Raw genomic sequence first — 20,220 nt, 5'->3', positions numbered from 1 at the left:
TTCACACCAAGAACTTGCGCGTTTTCAAGAGTAATCTTGGCATCTTTGGCAACTAAAATTCTGACCTTCCTTTCAGTCCCATCAATGGTACCATTTATGCCTTCGCCATCCTTTAGCAAAAGTTCTTCACCATCTTTAGGGAAGACTGAGATATTGTATACCATTCCTGCAAACGATGTTGAAGCAGCAAATAATAGTGCAGAAACCACACGATATATATTTTTCATATAAAATTCCTTTGTTATGTTTCAAGCATCCCTCAAAAACTACATAAATCATACATTTTTAACACGACTTCGTCAAGTTTATTTATAATACAAAAACACCTCGGAGCACTCGCTCCGAGGCGTAACAATGCCTTGCGGCATCATTAGGGTGTGTGGTTTAGGAGGATCTTTTAGATGAATACGGCTAGGGCAGCAGCTCCATAGCCAAAAACAGTTGCTAAAGCATTCTGCTTTAAACTCATAATCATCATCCCATAACTTCCCTTGCATGATTGCAAGATTTTTCCACTTTGAAATTTAGATTTTCTTTTGCCAAATTCCCTATTTCTGCCATTTTTTATCATTGACATTTTGGTAATGGAGATAGGGAGCAACAGCTCAGCGTTGACGCCTACGGCGTCAGCGACCACGCTCGGTCATTCAAGTAACAAAAAGGCCCGTTCGAAATCACGACGAAACATGTTTCGAACAGGCTTTTGACAGTATGGAATTTTTTAATAAAGATTACAAGGCTTTGATTTCCTCTTCCGAAAGGCCTGTATCCTCAACAATTTCGCTAATCGGTCGATTCCTAGCCTTCAACTTTTTAGCGATTTCGCGAGCTGCCTTTTCCAAACCCTTTTCCATGCCTTTTTGCAAACCGGTTTCAATGGCAAACTGTTCGATGGCGTAGGCATCCCATTTGGCTTTCTGTGCTTCGTCAATCATCTTCTGTTCCTCTTTCGATAATTTAGCCATTTCGGCAACAGGAAACAAGAGCTCGAATGCCGACTTAGCATACTGCTTGGGCATCTGCGTCAAGTTTTTCATGTTCTTGAGCGCGTATAGCCCCTTGTCAAGCACGGTTTCAAGCTCGTCCAGCGGCTTCTTAAACTTGAGCAATTCTACAAATGCAAAACAGAGCGTGTCGCTAATGCAGCTGCCGTTCACTTCACGAAGCTTTGCACGACGAATATAGCGGTCGTCATCAAAGATGTTGAATTCCATGATTACCACCGTAATGATTGGACTCAATTCATAATTATAGGCCTTGCCACGTTCCCCCTGAGCAACAATCGTCTGCGAAGCGTAATAGATTGCGCGGTTCACTACATTTTTCTGGCTTAAAATTTGCACTTCGATGATGAACCGTCGCCCAGCGGAATCGATGCAATACAGGTCGAAAATCGTGGTGCGGTTTTCGTTCGATCCGTCGTTGAATTCCTTATCGCGAGACTGAACATCCACAATCGGTGATGCAATTTCGCCCTCCAAGACGGCATTCAAGAGCGCCATCAAGCAAACCTTATTTTGTGTATCTGGATTGAAAGCCTTCTTAAAAGTTCTGTCAAGGAGAAGGTCGGCATAGACCCCTGCCCCCTTGAATTCCTCATAAGTCTTAGCCTCACCCATTACATTTCCGACAATAATTTCAGCCTGATCAGAATCGCTATTATTAGTTCGATTATCCATTATCTATCCATCATTCTATTCCCAGTTACGCTGAGACCGCTGGCAAAGAACATCTTTACCCTTTATATTAACACACATTAGCGAGGCATTTGGACTAATTTTTTTTGTAAAAAAAAACACCCCGGAGGTTTTGCCTTCGGAGTGTTTGATGCTTTCGGAGTGATTGATACTTTAGGAATTATATGAATTTTATCTTGTGACAGAGGTCATGAAGGTCTTGCGGCTGTCAATGCTCTTGAGCATGTAAACGCCCTTGGTAAAGCCCGCATCCATCAAAGCGGCGCCAGCCTTCTTGCCCTTCATATCGACAGTGCCCAAGAGCTTTCCGCCAACATTGTACACGCGGTAAACTTTGGAACCCGAAGCAGCAAGCCTTACACCGTTCTTGATGCCGACTTCGCTCACATCGCCAAGAGAGAACCAGTCCACGTTCACGTTGTCGCCGGTGACGACGAGACGAATCACGTGTGTACCCTTGGTGAGCTTCGCTACGCCACCGTCAAATTCCTTGTAAACGCTCCAGTCGTCGCCCGTCTGCGGAACATTGATGGTATCGCCAATAGCCTTGCCGTCGGCCAAGAAGCAGAAGCTCGCGCCATTTTCCATGCCGGTAGAAGCCGAAGCCTTGATAGCATAGTCGCCGTCTTCCGGAACTTCGACCGTGTATTCGAGCCATTCGCCAGAAGCCGTGTAGCCAATGGCCATGCCCGTGCCACCTTCGACAATATCAACGCCTAAATCTTCACGGAACTTGGCATCACCCTGATTTTCGGAATCGTTGTCGCTATAGGAATCCACATCGCCGCCGCGACCCGTTCCCGGAATGTCGTACTTTTCGGCTTCAATCTTTGCCGGGAGTTTCACCGCCACGCTATCATACGGAACCTGCGGAGTTGGCGGAGTCGTGCCGCTGCCTTCGAAGCCCCAAGCCTTGATAGCCATGGTCGAATCCTTATCGCCCTTGAACACGAGGAACAACTGTTCCACAATACCTTTGAGGCCTGTCACTTCGCAAGAGTTGTCCGCAAAGGAATTCTTGTTGCCGGTATTCTTGAGAGTGCAAGTGCCAGCGAGCGTTCCCGTTGCAGAACCCGTATGGATTTCAATCTTGTTGCCATCGGCAGTGCTTGCCGCCTGCACCGTGAAGCCCGTCGCAGCCGTGCCAAAATCAACACCCGACACGCGAATCCAAGATTCCTTTGTCGAAAGCGGGAGCAAGAGGTGTTCCGCAACCTTGCCCGGAGCCCAGTTAGAACGGCTGCGGATGCCCTTCTGCTTAGAACTCGTCAAAGCCGGATACCAGTCATACGGATCAAAGTTTTCAATCTGCTTCGGGCCTTCCTTCGTGAAGGTCAATTCCTTCATGGTGCCATCGACATTGTAAGTAAATTCATCGACACTCACGCTGCGGTGGAATGCCGGCACCGGATTCGCCTTACCGTCGTCAGCAGGAATCTTTTCCAAACCGTCATAGCCGTTTGCAATGCGGCGGTCATGATAAGCCACATACCAGTGCCCCTTGAATTCGGCAATGCCATGATGGTTGTTGTTGTTCGCATTGATGTTCTGGCCGCCAATGTTTGGGTTCCCCATGAAGATACCCTTGTATTCGTAAGGGCCCATCGGGTTCTTGGACATACCATAGGCAATGCGCAAATCCGCCGTACTGTAAGAGAGGTAGTAATTACCCTTGTACTTGTGGATGTAAGAGGCTTCCATTGCCTTCGGGCCGCCAATCTTCAGCTGGGTCTTGGAGCTAACATCGAAGCCCTTCATATCCTTGTTAAACTTGTATATATTGAAAATGTTATTGTTGTTATTGGCTGCCGGGCGGCTATTGCTTTCGCCACCGCCAAACGTAAAGTAGCCCGTACCATCGTCATCGAAGAAAATCGCCGGGTCAAAGCACCAGCCAATGCCATCGCAGTCCGCGAGACCGCCGCCCCAGTTGTTGATGAGCTTCTTGTTGCCAGAGACCGGGTTTGTCCACGGGCCCGCAATGCTATCGGCGCCAATGAGGCCGATACCGCCACCACCGCCATCCGGGAACACAATGTAAAGTCTGTGGTCGTTGGGATTTACCGCAATACCGGAGGCCCAAATATCACCAATGCCATCGACCTTGCGGGCATCGTAAATGATACCGAAGTCGGTCCAGTTTTTCATATCCTTCGTGCGGAAACCGTAAAGGGCCTTGATATCGTAGCCGTTGGCATTAGCTACAGCCGGGTCATCAGAGTCCGTGATGACGTAGAAATAGGTATCATCAGCGGCGGCACCCGGGTCCGCCAAATAGTGATAAGCTGAAATCGGGTTATCGGCAAGCGCGCTCACACCAAAGCCCGCCACCATTCCAAGCAATGTTACGCTCTTAAGTAGTCTCATTGTTCACTCCTCAAGATCGACCACACACCGTGAGTCCATCTCTTTTTTTATAAAACTATCTCAAAAAGCGCCCCAAAGAACCCCTTTCGCCATATCTATTATGGACAAAAAGTCAATGGACAAAAGACGAAAGAACATGCGCAAAACGGCTAAAACATAGTTCGCTATAGATGCAAAAAGCCCCGGAATTGCTTCCGAGGCCACAAATCAACAGTTCAAAAACGTCAATTCATTACGGTGTTGTTTCAAGAGCCATGTGGTAACCGATGGCAATATCGTCATCCGGAGCCAAATTGGAAAGACGAGAGATCTTCATCGTCACACTTCCCGACTTCGGCACCGTAAACGACTGCATAATAAACTGATGAGCGTAAGTCGTATTAAGACCAGAAATATACTTGCCGTTTTGATACACAGAAATAGACAACCTTGCCGGCATCTTTTTCAACTTTTGAATGACACTTCCCTTCGTCAAGTAAGAAACTGCCAATTTGTATTTTTCTCCAGCGACAAGGCCATTAAACGTCACATCCAGAGTCTTATCGTTTCCATTAGCATCCTTGAACAAAGCGTTATCTTTAGCTTTCGGCCAGTAACCAGAGAAGGTCTTGTTGAACGCCATGAAATTGTATGCAGGAATACCGCCAATAGCACCACGGTCAGTGTCATAGTTATTATAAGTAGTTCCCCACGTTGCTGTCAAGAAGACCGGCTTCACCATTTCCGGATGTCCCTTAAAGAACGGATGACGCGTCATCAAATCAGCAGCCATGGCAGCCGTGAACGGAGTCGAGAAACTCGTACCCGTATAATTGCCATTAGGCAAACTAAAGCTACCTATATTCATAATTTCAGGCTTTGCAGTTCCAACATCGGAATTTATGAAATTGCTGTAAGCTTCATAAATATATGTAGGCACGGTGCTGCCATTCAAATAGAACGGATACGGATTGTAAGAACCGACGGTAATAGCATTGACGGCCTTACCTGGAGAATGAATCGTACGCTGCGATTGAAGTGACGGCGTGTAGTTACCCGCATTGATAAACTCCGTAACCCCATTTGCAAAGATATAATTGTCCAAAGCAGCGTCGAACTTTTCGTAATTACCAGTAAGCGATTCATCGTAAACACCAATAGACATGGTTCCTATGTAAATTTTAGGATTAAACGAAGAACCTGTCGGGTTTGAAGGGCCCGGAGCCGATTTCATATTGAAGTTCTGCGAATCATAACCATAAACAACAGCATTTGGCGCAAAGGTTTGAAGAACTGTCGTAACCTGAGATGCATGAGGCTGATTTTTTCGATTGCACGCCATAGCACGATGCTTTGAAGAATTCGGAATGAGCGAAGCACTTGCACAACCAGCATCTACATAATAAATGCCGATATTATCTCCCTTATCACCATTGGCATGAGCAACGCCTAATTGAGAAAGAACCAAGACTTCATCCTTTGTAGCAAAATTAGACGACACTGTACCATAGAGAGGGTCTGAATATTGGAACGGAATGAAATTGGCAATTTCATTCTGTTCCATAGGTTCATCTATATAGACATCTTCAGAAGACTGCAATTTACGTTCAATTTCCGTAGGTGTCAAGAAAGCTTTATACGGCTGTTTAAACGGCTTTTGCAATTTCATTCGACGGTTTTCCCAATCTTCAGTCTTTTTCAAGAAGGACTTTTTGTCCATCTTCTTTCCGTTCAACCAGAAGTTTTCTTCTTTTGTCTTTTCGTTGTAGGAATAATGAGCCGGTCCCAAATTTTCTACGCTTTCATTTTCCAAAGACAAATCAAAAACGGTAACTTCCATTTTCGGTTCGACTGCATTATCGACAACATAAACCGTAGAATCCTGAGATTGGCCACTTTTTGCCGCACGTCCCAAAACGTCTCTCTTTACGACAACCTTTCTTTTCTGAGTATTATCCAATTTTTTGTTTGCCTTTTCAGCTTTGTACTTTTCGACAAAAGCACGAGCTTTGGGCGACAAACGATCTAGATAATCACCATCAAGACCTGCCTGTGCAGAAACAACACCCGCAAGCGAAAACGCTAGCAGCACTTTTGAATTCATTTTTATCTCCTTTATTTAAAGTAATTTGTCGTTAACAAGATTACATTATCTTAAATAACAACAACAAAATATAATTCATATATTACAAATAAACAAAGCAAATATTGAAGATAAAGAAAGTTTTACATAAAAATTTTATTTATATTACATTTAAGTTACATGCATTAAACAAACTTTAGCAAAGATATTCAAATACTCACACAAAGAAAGGCTTCCCTTTCGGGAAGCCTTTCTGATTGGGGTATTGTTTTAAAGATTTTATCGAACTGTGCGGACCCTAGCCAAAGCACCGTTGCTGCGGTTGCGAATCAAGCTAACGCCTTGTACGCTCTTGGCCTGAGCATTTTCGCGCCAAAGTTTCTTCGCTTCGAGCATGCTGCGGGCGGTAAAGCTAGCAACCTTCTTGCCAGTCAAATCGAACACGTCGAAGGTTGCAACAGATGCTGCATCCATACGGCCCATCGGACGGATTGCCACTTGTCCATCATCCGGATCCTTCGCGTCCTTACCAGCTGCAAAGGTCATGTAGTCGATATCGAACCAGTCGCCGGTCACAGTAAAGCGGAGGATATGTTCACCAGCCGGCAAAGTCACATTAGCCTTGACCTTGACGAAATCATCCCAGCTGTCGCCCGCCACCGGAACTTCGGCAATGGACTTGTCGTCAATGGAGAGCGTAAAGCTAGCCGTAGAATTATCCGTTGCTACAGAAGCAAACATCGTGTAGTCGCCAGCTTCCTTGATATTCACCGTGTACTCAAGCCATTCACCAGCCTGATTATAACCCACAATGTAGCCCGTAGCCTTCTTGTAAATATCAACGCCAGTACCTTCGCGGTAGCTCTTGTCGCCTTCAGCAATGCCATGGTCTTCGGAATCATTTTCGCTGTAAGATTTGATTTCGCTGCCGCGGCCAGAACCAGGAATGTCGAAGTCTTCCATTTCAATCTTGCCCGGAATTTCCCAAGCCTTTCCGCTAAACGGTTTTTGCGGTTCCGGCGGGGTCGTGCCACTGCCTTCGAAGCCCCAAGCTTTCACGGCCATGGTAGAATCCTGAGAGCCCTTGAACACAAGGAACAACTGCTTTACAATGCCCTTGAGTCCTTCGACTTCGCACTTGTTTTCGACATAAGTAGATTTATCCTTGGTTTTCGTAAGCGTGCAAGTACCGGCCAAGGTACCCGTTGCAGAACCCGAGCGGATTTCGACCTTGTTACCATCAGCCGTGCTTGCGGCTTCAACGGTAAAGCCCGTTGCGCCAGCGCCAAAGTCCACGCCCGACACGCGGAGCCAAGCTTCCTTGCTCGAAAGCGGGAGCATCACATGGTCAGCGGCCTTGCCCTGCACAAAGTTAGAGCGGCTGCGGATACCCTTCTGCTTGGAGCTCGTGAGAGCCGGATACCAATCATACGGGTCAAAGTTTTCAATCTGTTCCGGACCTTCATCCGTTACCTTGACCGTCTGGATTGTACCGTCGGCATTATAGAACATTTCGTCAACGGAAACGCTACGGTGGTAACCTTCGTTCGGTTTAGCCTTGCCGTCATCGGCCGGGATAATTTCCAAGCCGTTGTGGCCCTTCGCGATACGGCGATCATGATAGACAACGTAAGAATGGCCCTTGAATTCGGCAATACCATGGTGGTTATTGTTACCGTTGATGCTACGGCCGTTCATGCTCGGGTCGCCAAGAATGGTACCCTTCCAAGTGTACGGACCCATAACGTTATTCGAAGTTCCATAGTCAATCGTCGGAGCGCCCTGCTGCCAGCCGGTACTGTAAGAGAAGTAGTAAGTTCCCTTGTGCTTGTGAATGTACGAAGCTTCAAGCATCTTGCGAGTCGGCAAGTTGTTCACCTTCACGTGAGAACCGTTGCCCACCGGAGCATCCTTTGCGTCGTTCAACTTGACAATGTCAAAGTTATCTGTATTCGGACGGCTATTACTTTCGCCACCGCCCCACGTCACATAGGTGGTTCCATCGTCATCGATGAAGATACCTGGGTCAAAACACCACGAAACGCCATCGCAGCCAATAATGCCGCGACCGCCAACAAGCTTATCCTTGCCCTGGCCCACAGCATTTGTCCACGGGCCTTCAATTGCAGGCGCCTTGATGTAGCCAATGCCGCCGCCACCGCCATCCGGGAACACGATGTAGAATGTGCCGTTATGGACAGCAATGCCAGAAGCCCAAATGTCATTAATGCCGTTCACCTTGCGAGCATCGTAAATAATGCCGTAGTCGGTCCAGTTCTGCATATCCCTACTGCGGAATGCATAAAGGGCGTAAATCTTGTAGCCATCGGAATTGTACGGAGCCGGGTCATCGGAGTCCGTGATGATGTAGAAGTAATCATCGTCGGCAGCGGCACCCGGGTCAGCCAGGTAATGGTAAGTAGAAATTGGGTTATCGGCAAGCGCGCTTACTCCAAAGCCAGCCAGGAGCCCAAACATCGTAACTTTCTTAAGCAGTTTCATGAACACTCCTTAGGATCGACCATACACCGTCAACCCATCTGAATCTAAAACTACCTCCATAAACATCAAACAATCCCCGAGCCACCAAAGGTTTCATGGACAAAAAGTCAACAAACTGGTCAGTAAACAGTGTTGGAATTGCTATAAAAACGTGTTTTCAGGATTTTGCATACTCACACTAAAAACACAAAAAGCCCTAATTCACATCAGATATGAATCAGGGCTTCGCTAACTAAACAAAACAGATTATGGAGTCCTTTGACGAGCCATGTGGTAACCAATAGCAATTTGATCGTTAGGAGCAAGATTGCCAAGACGTACAATTACGATTTTTATGCTTCCAGATTGAGGAACAGTGAAAGGAATCAACGCAAACGGGTTCTTATTTGAAACATCCAAAGAACCAGCAATAATTTGTCCATTTTGATACACTAAAACGGCTAAATTCACAGGTAATTTTCCCTTACTCTTAATAGTGCTCCCTTTCATCAGCCAAGAAACGCCCAACTTGTATTTTTCTCCAGCAACCACACCATTAATAATATCAACCTCTAAGCTTTTGTCGTTCCCATTAGCGTCCTTAAAGAGAGCTTTATCATTGCCTTTCCACCAACCAGAAAAAGATTTATTCTTCACCATAAAAGGATAATGAGGTATACCTTCAACAGCTCCCCCATCAGTATCACGATTATTAAAGGTCGTTCCCCAAGTCGATGTCATAAATACAGGCTTAACCATTTCAGGATGGCCTCTGAAAAATGGGTGATTCGTCATCAAATTCGCCGCCATTGCTGCAGAAAATGGAGAAGCGCAACTTGTTCCTAAACAAGAAATTCCATTCGGCAAAAACAAACTACCTATATTCATAATTTCCGGTTTCGCGTTACCAATATTGGAATTTATGTAATTGCTATATTCTTCATAAATATACGTGGGAACCGTGTTGCCATTTAAATAATATGGATAAGGATTATAAGAACCCACGGTAATGGCATTGAGAGCCTTGCCCGGAGAATGGATGGTCGGCTGGGATTGAAGATGTGACTTAAAATTGCCCGCACTGACAAACACCGTGACTCCATTTGTCCAAATGTAATTATCTAAATATGAATCCCAAATTTCATAATTGGCAGTGACTTTACTTTGATACAACACCACCGATATGTTCCCAATGTAAATTTCAGGATTAAAGGTTTGAGGCTTCGCAGGACCAAGATCATTCTGTAGTTTTAATGCATCATAACTATAAACAAAAGCTTCTGGCGCATAGGTTTGAAGAACTGATGTAACTTGGACAGGATGAGGTTTATTCAAACGTTCAGGGTTAGACCAGTCGCAAGCCTTGAGCTGAAGGAGCAAAGGATTTGGAATTTGCGAAGCATTCACACACCCTTCATCCATAATGTAAACGCCAACACCATTCCCTTTATCTCCAGTCGTAAAACCAGAACCTATTCCAGAAATTATAAGAGCGTCATCATACGTAGCAAAAGAAGTCGATATTGCACCATCTTGATAGGGAATAAAATTTTCAGCTACTTCAACATCCTCAGTTTCTATATAGACATCATCCGAAGACAACAATTTGTTTTCTATTTCCGTAGGAGTCAAAAAAGCTTTGTACGGCTGTTTTAGCGGCTTTTGCAGTTTCTTTCGACGATTATCCCAATCTCCTACTTTTTTGTAGAAGGACTTCTTGTCTATTTCCTTCCCATTCAACCAAAAAATCTCTTCTTTTTTTTCATCGTTGTAAGAATATTGAGCACTGATAGGTTCGATATCAACATCTTCCACCGTCAAATCAGCGACAGTAACTTCCATTCTAGGCTCTATATTATCTTCAATAATATAAACAGTAGAATCCTGAATTTGTCCTCGGTTCAATTTGCGACCAAGCACATCGCTTTTGAGAACCACTTTTCTCTTTTGTGCGTTGCCATTGATTTTTTTATTTGCTTTTTCCGCTTTGTATTTTTCAACAAATTCCCTCGCCTTCGGTGAAAGACGATCTAAATGGTTGTTTTCGAGATTTGTCTGCGCATAAGCCGCCCCAACAAGTGAAAGGGCCAATAAAAGTTTGGTATTCATTTAATTCCTCCCTTATTTAGAATAAATGGTAGCCAAATATAATCTTTCAAAAACAGAACAAGTTTATTCAACTCAAAATAAAAGAAATTTATAAGAAAAAAAAAGGACTCCCCTTCCGGGGAGCCTTTTTTGGATGGATATGTGTGTATTAAAGAAAAATTAACGAGTCGTGCTGACTTTCGCAATCATACCGGTGCTACGATTACGGATAAGGTTAAAGCCCTGCTTCTGAGCCTGGGCACTTTCGCGCCAAATCTTCTTTGCTTCGGCCATGTTGCGGGCCGTAAAGGTCGCCACCTTCTTGCCAGTCAAATCGAACACGTCGAAGCTCTTGAGAGAGGTCGTTTCCAAGCGGAATCCCTTATGGAGTGCAATCGTCTCGTCGTCCGGGTCTTTTGCATCCTTGCCTGTCGCAAACTGAATGTAGTCAATGTCCATCCAGTCGCCGGTCACGGTAAAGCGGAGGATGTGCTTGCCCGATTTAAGCGTCACATTCGCCTTTACCTTACTGTAGTCGTCATAGTTTTCTTCGCCATCGTTCTTCGGGACGGCAATCGATTCCGTAATGTCATCACCATCAATGGAGAGTTTAAAACCAGAGGTCGCATTGGCAGAAGCCACCGCAGCAAACATCGTGTAGTCGCCTTCTGCAGCCACATCCACAGTGTATTCCAGCCATTCATCGGCTTGGTTGTAACCGACAACGTAACCCGTTGCCTTCTTGTAAATATCGACGCCAGTGCCTTCGCGGTAGCTCTTGCCGCCATTGCTTTCGGCACCGTGATCATCGGAATCTTTTTCAGAGTAAGAATCGTTACCAGCGCCATAGCCCGGCTCATCAAAATCTTCCATCTCGCCCTGGAATTCCCATTCGAGAACGCCCATGGTAGAATCTTTTCCATTATTCTTGAACACGAAGAACACCTGGTCGATAACGCCCGTAAGGCCCTTCATTTCGCAATCGTTATCCACGAAGGTCATGTTATTGGCGGTCTTTGCAAGTTCGCAAGTACCGGCAAGCGTACCCGTTGCGCTACCCGTATGGATTTCAATCTTGTTACCATCGCCTACGTTCGCGGCCTTGATGCGGAGGTTCTCTGCACCTTTACCGAAGTCCACGCCAGTGACGCGGATCCAGGATTCGCTACGGCTCGTCAGCGGCAAGAGCACGTGCTTCACCGGCTGGCCCTTGGTCCAGTCGGTACGGCTACGGATGTTCATCTGTTTGGAGCTCGTCGTTGCCTTGTAGGTCTTGTACGGGTCAAAGTTCTTGATTTGCTTGGGTCCTTCGCGGGTGAAGGTGAGCTTGTTCATCTTGTCGCCATTCCAGGTGAGTTCATCAATGGACACGCTTCTGTGGTTTTCGTAGTTCGGATTTTCGGAACGCACGCCCTGTTGCGTCGTTGCGGCCGGGTGGTTATTGGAAGTCACCAAACGGCGATCATGATAGACTGCGTACCACTTGTCCTTGAACGGAGCAAAACCATGATGGTTGTTGCCACCTTCGCCATGAGCGTCCGGCACAGAACCGATGCCCGGAATGACCTGACCCACGTAGTTGTACGGTCCCCAAATGTTATTCGACATACCATAATCGATAATCTGGCTACGGTTGTTGAAGCTCAAATAGTAAGTGTTCCCTTTCTTGTGCAAGTAAGGAGCTTCGAAAGAATTCGGCAGCTGGACCCTCTTGAGGGAGTTCTTGTCCATGGTAATCTTGCCGTTGCTTTCGGTAAACTTGATGATGTCGAAATTGTTGCCGTAGGGGCGCTGGCCGCTTTCACCACCGCCAAAAATCACGTAGCCCGTGCCGTCGTCATCGAAGAAAATGCCCGGGTCAAAGCAGTGCGCGATGCCATCGCAACCGCCGATAACGCTACCGCCACCGCCGGCGATTCTGTTCACGCCATGAGAAGCCTGGATCGGGTCCGTATAGGGGCCGTCAATTGCAGGGGCCGTAATCATGCCCACGCCGCTTGCACCATCGGGGTAAACAATATAGACCTTGCCATTCTTGACAGCAATGCCCGATGCCCAAGTATTGTTCGGATAGTTACCGAACTCGCGCCTGGAACGGAAAATCATACCATGGTCGGTCCAGTTCTTCATGTCTTCAGACGTGAAGGCGTAAAGGCCGACGATGTCGTAATTCCAGTTTGTCTGGTTGTTATAGTCATCCACATCGGTCAAAATGTAGAAGGTATCACCGTCAGAGGCGCAAGAAGGGTCCGCCAAATAGTGATAGCTAGAAATAGGATTATCAGCAAGCGAATTTACTCCAAAACCCGCAAGCAAGCCAAACATCGTAATACCTTTAAATATTCTCATAACACCCCTTTGGACTAACCATACACTAGTCCGTTTTTTTATAAATCTATCTCCATATCACAAAAAAAACCTACGTGTAAACGCAGGTTCTATTGACAAAACGTCAAATTCTGTTACAACTAATCTTTTTTCTTTGCTATTGGAGCATAAGGATCAAAGATGCCGTAGCCAAAGACTTCGATATCGTCAATCCAGACTTCCGTGCCCATCTGGCCAAAGATGCTAATTTTTGTCACACGATTCTTGACAGCATCCCAACCGACATTACCGCCATTGCTATCAGCAGTATCAAGCTTAGACGGAATCACAGTAAAGCGCGTCCAAACCGTATCCACTTCATAATACCCCTGAGCCTTGACATTTTCAGCACTCAACACGGAATCATCGTTCACAAACACATCAAAAGCAAACATTATTTTCGATTTTTCAGTGCTACGAGCCCAGAAAGCAATAGAATCCAAATTGCTCATATCGACAAAGCCACCGAGTTCTCGACCGATGAGAGCCCAGTCCCAATCTTTAGCGGCAGAGTCGCGTTTGCAAACAAAGTGTACAGCCAAGCCTTCACGTCCTTTGCCAGCAGCATCCGCCTTTATTAAAGAAACTTTCGCATTTTCAGAGGCATTAGGCTCCCATAGTCCAACGCCGTTTTCAAAGTCATCAAATACAAAATATTTCTTGACATAAGCGGAGTCACCGAGGTAAAGACCGCCACCGAACCCAGCCCCGACGTCCGCCTCAATGCGGCCATATTCCGTAACTGAATCAGCGCCAGTATCATTCACAAAAGCGACAATCTCGACATTGCCGCTCGGCAACGCATCAAATTCAAAGTAGCCCGTCGAATCCATCTGGACCTGGTAGTCCAGACCCAGCACAGAAACTGTAGCCGCACGGCGCACTAACTGCGGAAGACCGACACGACCAGAGACCTTGGTCGGTTCAGAAACTTCGACCGTAAGCGGAGTCGTGGAATCAGATTCCACATAAGCAATCTTTACAAAACCCTTCAAATTCAAGGAATCATTGCGGGCTTCGATGACATAAGAGCCCGTCGGGACATCAGACAGAACCACTCGGCCCTGCTCGTCCGTTTCGAAATGCAACTGGTAAAGGGAGTCCGAGCCCAATTCGGTTGCACCCGACAAATAAGATTCAGGGCGGACAATAACGTCCATACGTGCAGCAGGCGTGCCATCGGCCAATTGAGTAAGCAACGCGATGGAGTTTTCCGTTTCCATCGACGATCCAGCGGTACGACCGCTATCGCAGGCGACATTGCAAAGTGCCAACGTCGCCAACCCATATGTCCACGCCCGTTTAATCATTTTTTATCTCCTGCACCTTCCCCTATTATTATAGTATTTTCCGAAGCCCCTCCTTTACGGGCTACCGGGTAAAATGCCATAGAAAGCTGCATAACACGGTCAGGATTCTTGGCACCGTCTACTCTTTTTTGGACTAAACGGCGGAATTCCCTCAACATGTCGCCCAAATCCTCGAAGCAGGACTGGTCTACAGAAAGAGTCAGTGTAGAAATATTCCTTTCATTGACGGGGATATTTTCGAGCGCATCGCTCGCAAGGCTCAGCACCTGGCGCTGGAAATTGCGCACGGCATTCGCCTTTTCGGGGCCCCCTACTGTCAAATGGGCTTCGGTGAGTGCGAGCTTGCCCGATGCAAGCTTTTTCACAAGACCGACGCTCTTTAAAGTTTCAATGGCTTCGAGAGCCTGTTCCTCGGTAATCGGCGGGCAAATGTCCCTAGCAATCTGCTTGACATTTACCACCCCACCGTTCAATTCCAGGTAGGCGCGTACCGCAGGAATCCACCAGTTTTCAAGAAGTTTAAGTTCGGCGGCTTGCAACGAATGGCGTTCCACATCGCGCAGCGAAAGGGCTTTCGCCATAAGTTCTTCGCGCTTAGTCTTATCCTTGCTGACAGCAGCAGAATAAAGCAGGTCGAAATACTCGGCCTCGCGACCGGACAGCGCAAGGATTTCCTTAGCCGCAGGTAATGCATGAGCAGGCAAATGCTGCTTTTTTTGCAATACGCGATAGAGATAGCTGGAGTCTAGCCCGAGCTTATCACCCATCATGCGGTAGCTGTAGAAGGGCATCTCGACCTTGCGCCTGTCGTAGAATTCCTTCAAGAAGTCGCGGTAATCCGCTATGTCAGAAAAAGTAACCATCAATATTTAAAATATTTAAATCTCGTTCGCGATGCCCTACTATGTAAACATTTGGTATGGACTTTTTGTCAATGGGTATTAGGTGGTAGGTTTTAGGATCTAGACAGCACTCCGCGTGATGGTCAATAGTTATTAGCCAATAGTCAAAGATAATAAATGTGTAGAAAGGATGTAGAAAGGCATTTTTGAGGAAAATGGCAAAAATTTGGCGAAAGCGGCGGAATTTTGATAGAAACAGCGGAATTTACGTGAATTCCGCTTAGTTTTTAACATTTTTGACGTAAAATCATTATGTTGTACAAAATATTTTTTATATTTTTCGTCATTTCGTCGTCTATTTTGTAGAAAATGGGTCGTTTCAAGGACGTTTTACTAAGTAAACAGGCCCATGCAGAGGGTAAAAACGGGCTTTTTCAGGAAAAGTTTATTACTTTGTTATGAAATTTACGTCAAAAAGAGCAATTTTTCATCGTTTTTCACGTAAAAAACGACCATTTCTGATTTTTCGATTCTTTTGGCGAAAATTAATTTATCCTAAACCAACAATATTTCAAATAAATTAACCATCTCATACCTCATAAAAAAGTCCGCACTCGGCGGACCTTCTTCTATATACAAGAAAAATACAAGAGCGATTAGAACTGTATGGATCCCCTCCCTGACGGTCGAGGATGACGGCAGAGTCGAATGATGCAGAAACATGCTTGCATGTTTCTATATCCGAGGCGAACAGGTCATGCGTAATCGCAATGACAAACCCCGAGGATGACGGGGTCGAGGATGACTGGATCCTTCAGGCTTACACCCTCAGGAAGACGGCTTAAAGGACGTCCAACAGTACAAACAAAGTAAACACTTTCAAGTAACAACCCTTCCTACTTCCTACCGCCTACTGCGGCTCTGCCGCTATTCTTCGCCGAGGTATTCTACAGCGAAGATGAGCGTTGCACCACCAGGAATCGGACCTGCGCCGCGGCTACCGTAGCCAAGGCCAGGCGGCACCACGAGGATTCTCTTTTCGCCGGGGAGCATGCCCTGCACGCCGAGTTCCCAGCCGCGGATGACGTTACCCGCACCGAGTTCAAATGCAAACGGCTGACCGCGATCGCGGGAACTGTCGAACTTGTAACCGTTCACCATCCAACCAGTGTAATGCACAATAGCGCGATGGCCAGAACGAGCCGGTTCACCTTCGCCCTGCTTCACGATAGCATAACGCAAGCCTTCAGGACCATTCTCGTACTTGAGGAGCGTCGTATCCGGGAAAAAGTCCATGTGCTTTGCAAGTTCCGGATCAACATCAGAAGAGACCATTTCGACGCGGAACACGAGCGTGGAGTTCGGCGGAATCATCGAGAACGCCATTGCGCCATAGCCCATCGCCGGAGAAACGCGCAACCAGCGCACACCGCCTTCGCGCATGCCGTCAAGGCCTGTTTCCCAGCCCTTGATCATCTTGCCGGCACCCATCACGGCTTCGAGCGGCTTACCCAAATCCTTGGAGCTACCGAACTTGCGACCCGACAAGAGCCAACCCGTATAGTGAACCTTAATTACGTTACCCGAAACGTTAGCCTTGCCGTTACCGACCTTTTCATCAAAGACCTTAAGACCGCGGCCCAAGTCGCGCCACTTGAGCTTTTCGACATCGGCAGGGAATTTGTCTGCTTCAATTGGCTTTTCAGCATGAACAAGTTCAACAACGAACATCAAATCGCTGTTAGGCGGAATACCTTCGAGGGAATTGCTGCCATAGGCCATCACCGAGGGCACCGAAAGCTTGCGGACTTCGCCAATCTTCATGCCCACAAGGCCCTTGTCCCAGCCTTCGATTACCTGGCCCACACCCACAGTGAATTCAAGCGGTTTTTCGCTGTAATAGGAATTTGCAAAAAACGGGGCTTCAACAGTCGAATCGGTAGCCGCTTTGTTCACAATGGCACTGTCTACCGCCAAGTATCCTTTATAATGAACCTTAATCAATTGACCTGCACGGATGGGCTCTCCACTGCCTTCTTTGACCGTTTCAACCTTGAACGGGACAGCACAAGCGACACTACAAGCAAGTAACACAAGAAAAAACTTTAATTTTAGCATAATATCTCCTATCTTATAAAATAGAAAATGCTAGTTTTTGAGAGTAAGGATTTATCGTAAACGGATTTAAATATGCTATCAATCATTATCGTCATCGCGATTGTGCTGTTGTCCATCGTCCTCGCTGGCATCGGTATCTATGTAGGCACGCGCAATTCCGACGAAAAAGAGCAGTCCAAGCCGGTCATCGACGTATCGGGCCAGTATGCGGCTATCGGCCGCCCCGCCCGCGAGACGCTCAACGCCGTAAAGCCCTCCGAAGCATCTATCAGGGCATGGCTCGAAACACAAGACTTAACACCTGAACAAAGGTTATCCTACATCAAGCAGTGGAACAACACGCTAGAAGAAACTATAAGAACGATTGACGAAGGGGACAAGAACGGCACTGCCACTTACAGGATTGTACTTGGTCCCAAAGGCAAAGATTATTGTAAATTCGTCAGTGAGGAAAATTTCATCACCCGCGAACAGATTCGCAATCACGCGGAAATTCTACCCCCCTATGTTTTGGGCTGCGACTGTAAACTTTTACCGAAGCAACCCTGGGAAAACCCGAGTAAATCCGGATGGAAGGCTGTAATCCCAACACACGGAAACACCTATAGCGTCCCGGATTGGAGGCAACTTGCGTAAGTCACTATTATCAGCTATTCTTTTAGCCCCTGCCATGGCTCTTGCCACTGGTTCGGCAATCATCACTCTCCAGATGCCCGTTGGCGCCCGCCAGCTTGGTATGGGCGAAGTCGGTGCAGCACTTGCCGATGACGCAACCGCCATGTATTACAACCCGGCCGGCCTTGCATTCGGACCTCTTGCCGATGAATGGCGCAGTTCCTACAAAGCCGATGCCAAGCAAACGCCGTTCTTTACGCACATGGCGTCCCGCAGCAAAAACGGGTTCTTCGACAAGAGCGAACTCTGGGCCGGTACAAGCAAGGGCATTCTCAAGTTCGACGGCGAACAGTGGGTCAACTACTACTCCGTTACCTTGCAAGGCAACGCAAAGATTAAAGACGCTGTACGCACCTTCGTCGGCACCGAACGCGGACTCGACGAATACACGCGCGTCGTGAAGGCATTCAACGATGTGAAGACAGCCGACGACGAATCTCACGTGGTCGAAGTCAAGATGCCTTGGGACTTGGTTGTGAAAGACACCATCACCGCCATTCTTTACGAAAGCCTCACCGAAAAACTCTGGGTCGGTACACCGAAGGGTCTCTACCGCTTTGACGGCAAGAGCTGGAAGTCTTTCGAAACCGAACTCGGCGAACGCCGCATTACCGCCCTCGCCAAGCAAGGCGCCTCCCTCTGGATTGGTACGGATAACGGTCTCTTCGTCTACCGCAACGGAGCATTCGAACAGAAAGGCAAGGTCCTCCCAAGCCAAAAGATTAACGCACTCGTATGGTCCGAAAACCGCAAGGAACTTTACGTAGCAGTCAACGGCGCAGGTGTCGCACGCCTCACCCCGAAGAAGAGCTCGAACGACAAAGACCGCTGGAGCTTGTTCAACCAGGAAGACGGCATCATGGACTTGAACCCGACCGCACTCGCTGTTGATAGCTCGGGTCACGTCTGGGCAACCCACAAGGGCGGTCTCTCGCACTTTACGCTCCGCAAGTGGGAACAGGTGCAGTTTGCCAACAACACTGTAAACGACGTTTCTGTAGACCGCAAGGGCGCTATTTGGATTGCAACGGACCTCGGTGTTTGGCGCCACCTTCCGGATTACGCTACCGCAAGTGGACGTAAGGCCGAACTCGAACGCAGCACCAAAGAAGATCCCGAAGCCACCAAGCGCGATGACGAATGGACCCACTACCACCAGGGCAACGGACTCTCGACCAATAGAGTCTGGGCAGTACTCCCCGAAGGTAACGACGTGTGGTTCAGCACGGCGAACGGCATGGAACAATATAAGGATGCCGACTACCAGCTCACCGCATTCTACGAAAAGCTTTTGCCGGTCCTCAACATTCCTGACCTTTACCACCTCTACGGCGGTATGACCATTCCGCTGAACGACTGGGGAACGCTCGGTGTTTCCGTAAACTTCGTTTCGTTCGGTTCTACAGTGGTTTCGGGCGACTTGGATGCAGACGACCTCGTGGCCTATAACAGTTCCGAAATCGTCGGCGGCATAAGCTATGGTACGCGCTTCCCGAACGACTGGGGCCTTGGTCTTTCTATCAAGTTCTTCTATTCCGACTTGAGTTCCGGCGCAGGTGCTGGCGAAGAAGAAGCCACTACGTTCGGCTACGCATTCGACGTCGGTATTTTGAAGAAGAACCTCATTGTCCCGAAGCTCAACTTTGCATTGGTCCTCGCGAACATCGGTCCTAGCGTTTACTACGTGGACAAGACCATCGAAGACCCAATTCCATTGACTTGGCGCCTTGGACTTTCTTACGAAATCTTGAGCATGGCCGACTACAAGTGGACCGTCGCATTCGACTACAATCGCGAAGTCGTGATTGACGACGAAAAGGGCAATCCGGAACCATTCTACATCGCTTGCTGGAAATCGCTTTTTGACCCCGAAGACAGCAAGACGAACACGTTCCTCCAAGGTGTGTTCAACTTCGGTACCGAATTCATTTATTCTAACACGATTGCGCTTCGCCTCGGTTACTTATACGACTACAAGGGCAAGCGTAACGAAGTGGATTTTGGCGTGGGCGTGATGCTCTCTGATGTTTTGCAGTTCGACTGGGCAACCATCAAGAACGTAGGCAGAGCAGACGGCGTTCGCGACGGCCAGATGCGCTTCGGCATGCTGTTTAAGTTCTAAGGCGCCGGAGGCGCAGTAGGAAGTAGACAGAAAAAAAATCGCAAACTTGTCATGCCCGCGAAAGCGGGCATTTCCTTTTATACGATAACGG

General features: G+C 47.4%; 13 protein-coding genes. 2 read left to right on the top strand and 11 right to left on the bottom strand.

The window, feature by feature from the left end; all coding sequences use genetic code 11:
• The 11 genes from HUF13_RS15205 to HUF13_RS15155 all read right to left on the bottom strand — a co-directional run.
• Positions 1–227: hypothetical protein (locus HUF13_RS15205; protein ID WP_173475913.1), on the bottom strand; the 227-nt coding region annotated here is incomplete at its 3' end.
• Positions 228–397: 170 nt separating this feature from the next.
• Positions 398–637 carry a hypothetical protein gene (locus HUF13_RS15200; protein WP_173475912.1) on the bottom strand — a complete coding sequence of 80 codons (240 nt, stop codon included), beginning with the start codon at positions 635–637 and terminating at the stop codon, positions 398–400.
• 94 nt (positions 638–731) lie between these two features.
• Positions 732–1,679, bottom strand: coding sequence for an Rpn family recombination-promoting nuclease/putative transposase (locus HUF13_RS15195; RefSeq protein WP_173475911.1), 948 nt, complete (start codon positions 1,677–1,679; stop codon positions 732–734).
• A gap of 189 nt (positions 1,680–1,868) precedes the next feature.
• On the bottom strand, positions 1,869–4,064 hold the full coding sequence (locus tag HUF13_RS15190) for a carbohydrate-binding protein (protein ID WP_173475910.1): 2,196 nt from the start codon (positions 4,062–4,064) through the stop codon (positions 1,869–1,871).
• Between the two features lie 232 nt (positions 4,065–4,296).
• Positions 4,297–6,147, bottom strand: coding sequence for a S8 family serine peptidase (locus HUF13_RS15185; protein WP_173475909.1), 1,851 nt, complete (start codon positions 6,145–6,147; stop codon positions 4,297–4,299).
• Positions 6,148–6,405: 258 nt separating this feature from the next.
• Positions 6,406–8,628: a carbohydrate-binding protein gene (locus HUF13_RS15180; RefSeq protein WP_173475908.1), complete on the bottom strand. Its 2,223-nt coding sequence runs from the start codon at positions 8,626–8,628 to the stop codon at positions 6,406–6,408.
• Positions 8,629–8,874: 246 nt separating this feature from the next.
• Entirely contained in the window at positions 8,875–10,716 is a 1,842-nt protein-coding gene (locus HUF13_RS15175; protein ID WP_173475907.1) for a S8 family serine peptidase, read from the bottom strand.
• Positions 10,717–10,875: 159 nt separating this feature from the next.
• Complete coding sequence (locus tag HUF13_RS15170; RefSeq protein ID WP_173475906.1) at positions 10,876–13,044, bottom strand: carbohydrate-binding protein; 2,169 nt, start codon at positions 13,042–13,044, stop codon at positions 10,876–10,878.
• A 119-nt stretch (positions 13,045–13,163) separates the two neighbouring features.
• On the bottom strand, positions 13,164–14,372 hold the full coding sequence (locus tag HUF13_RS15165; protein ID WP_173475905.1) for a hypothetical protein: 1,209 nt from the start codon (positions 14,370–14,372) through the stop codon (positions 13,164–13,166).
• Positions 14,369–15,235 (bottom strand): DUF4423 domain-containing protein, encoded by an 867-nt coding sequence (locus HUF13_RS15160; RefSeq protein ID WP_173475904.1) that lies wholly within the window; start codon positions 15,233–15,235, stop codon positions 14,369–14,371. Before HUF13_RS15160 ends, HUF13_RS15165 begins: the two co-directional genes overlap by 4 nt.
• A gap of 906 nt (positions 15,236–16,141) precedes the next feature.
• A complete protein-coding gene (locus tag HUF13_RS15155) occupies positions 16,142–17,332 on the bottom strand; it encodes an FKBP-type peptidyl-prolyl cis-trans isomerase (RefSeq protein WP_173475903.1) in 1,191 nt (396 codons plus the stop codon).
• Positions 17,333–17,404: 72 nt separating this feature from the next.
• Between HUF13_RS15155 and HUF13_RS15150 the strand changes: the two genes are divergently transcribed.
• A complete protein-coding gene (locus tag HUF13_RS15150; RefSeq protein ID WP_173475902.1) occupies positions 17,405–17,968 on the top strand; it encodes a hypothetical protein in 564 nt (187 codons plus the stop codon).
• Between the two features lie 34 nt (positions 17,969–18,002).
• Complete coding sequence (locus HUF13_RS15145; protein WP_304039262.1) at positions 18,003–20,129, top strand: PorV/PorQ family protein; 2,127 nt, start codon at positions 18,003–18,005, stop codon at positions 20,127–20,129.
• Positions 20,130–20,220: the final 91 nt, after the last annotated feature.

The organism is Fibrobacter succinogenes (genome assembly GCF_902779965.1).
In the GTDB taxonomy this organism is placed as follows: domain Bacteria; phylum Fibrobacterota; class Fibrobacteria; order Fibrobacterales; family Fibrobacteraceae; genus Fibrobacter; species Fibrobacter succinogenes_F.
Note: the sequence above shows the minus strand (reverse complement) of the source record. Positions and strands in the feature narration are given on the sequence as shown.

Bases quoted from the DNA above. Each gene is read 5' to 3' on its own strand.
- HUF13_RS15195 (WP_173475911.1), bottom strand. From the start codon at position 1,679: ATGGATAATCGAACTAATAATAGCGATTCTGATCAGGCTGAAATTATT.
- HUF13_RS15190 (WP_173475910.1), bottom strand. From the start codon at position 4,064: ATGAGACTACTTAAGAGCGTAACATTGCTTGGAATGGTGGCGGGCTTT.
- HUF13_RS15185 (WP_173475909.1), bottom strand. From the start codon at position 6,147: ATGAATTCAAAAGTGCTGCTAGCGTTTTCGCTTGCGGGTGTTGTTTCT.
- HUF13_RS15180 (WP_173475908.1), bottom strand. From the start codon at position 8,628: ATGAAACTGCTTAAGAAAGTTACGATGTTTGGGCTCCTGGCTGGCTTT.
- HUF13_RS15175 (WP_173475907.1), bottom strand. From the start codon at position 10,716: ATGAATACCAAACTTTTATTGGCCCTTTCACTTGTTGGGGCGGCTTAT.
- HUF13_RS15170 (WP_173475906.1), bottom strand. From the start codon at position 13,044: ATGAGAATATTTAAAGGTATTACGATGTTTGGCTTGCTTGCGGGTTTT.
- HUF13_RS15165 (WP_173475905.1), bottom strand. From the start codon at position 14,372: ATGATTAAACGGGCGTGGACATATGGGTTGGCGACGTTGGCACTTTGC.
- HUF13_RS15160 (WP_173475904.1), bottom strand. From the start codon at position 15,235: ATGGTTACTTTTTCTGACATAGCGGATTACCGCGACTTCTTGAAGGAA.
- HUF13_RS15155 (WP_173475903.1), bottom strand. From the start codon at position 17,332: ATGCTAAAATTAAAGTTTTTTCTTGTGTTACTTGCTTGTAGTGTCGCT.
- HUF13_RS15150 (WP_173475902.1), top strand. From the start codon at position 17,405: ATGCTATCAATCATTATCGTCATCGCGATTGTGCTGTTGTCCATCGTC.
- HUF13_RS15145 (WP_304039262.1), top strand. From the start codon at position 18,003: ATGGCTCTTGCCACTGGTTCGGCAATCATCACTCTCCAGATGCCCGTT.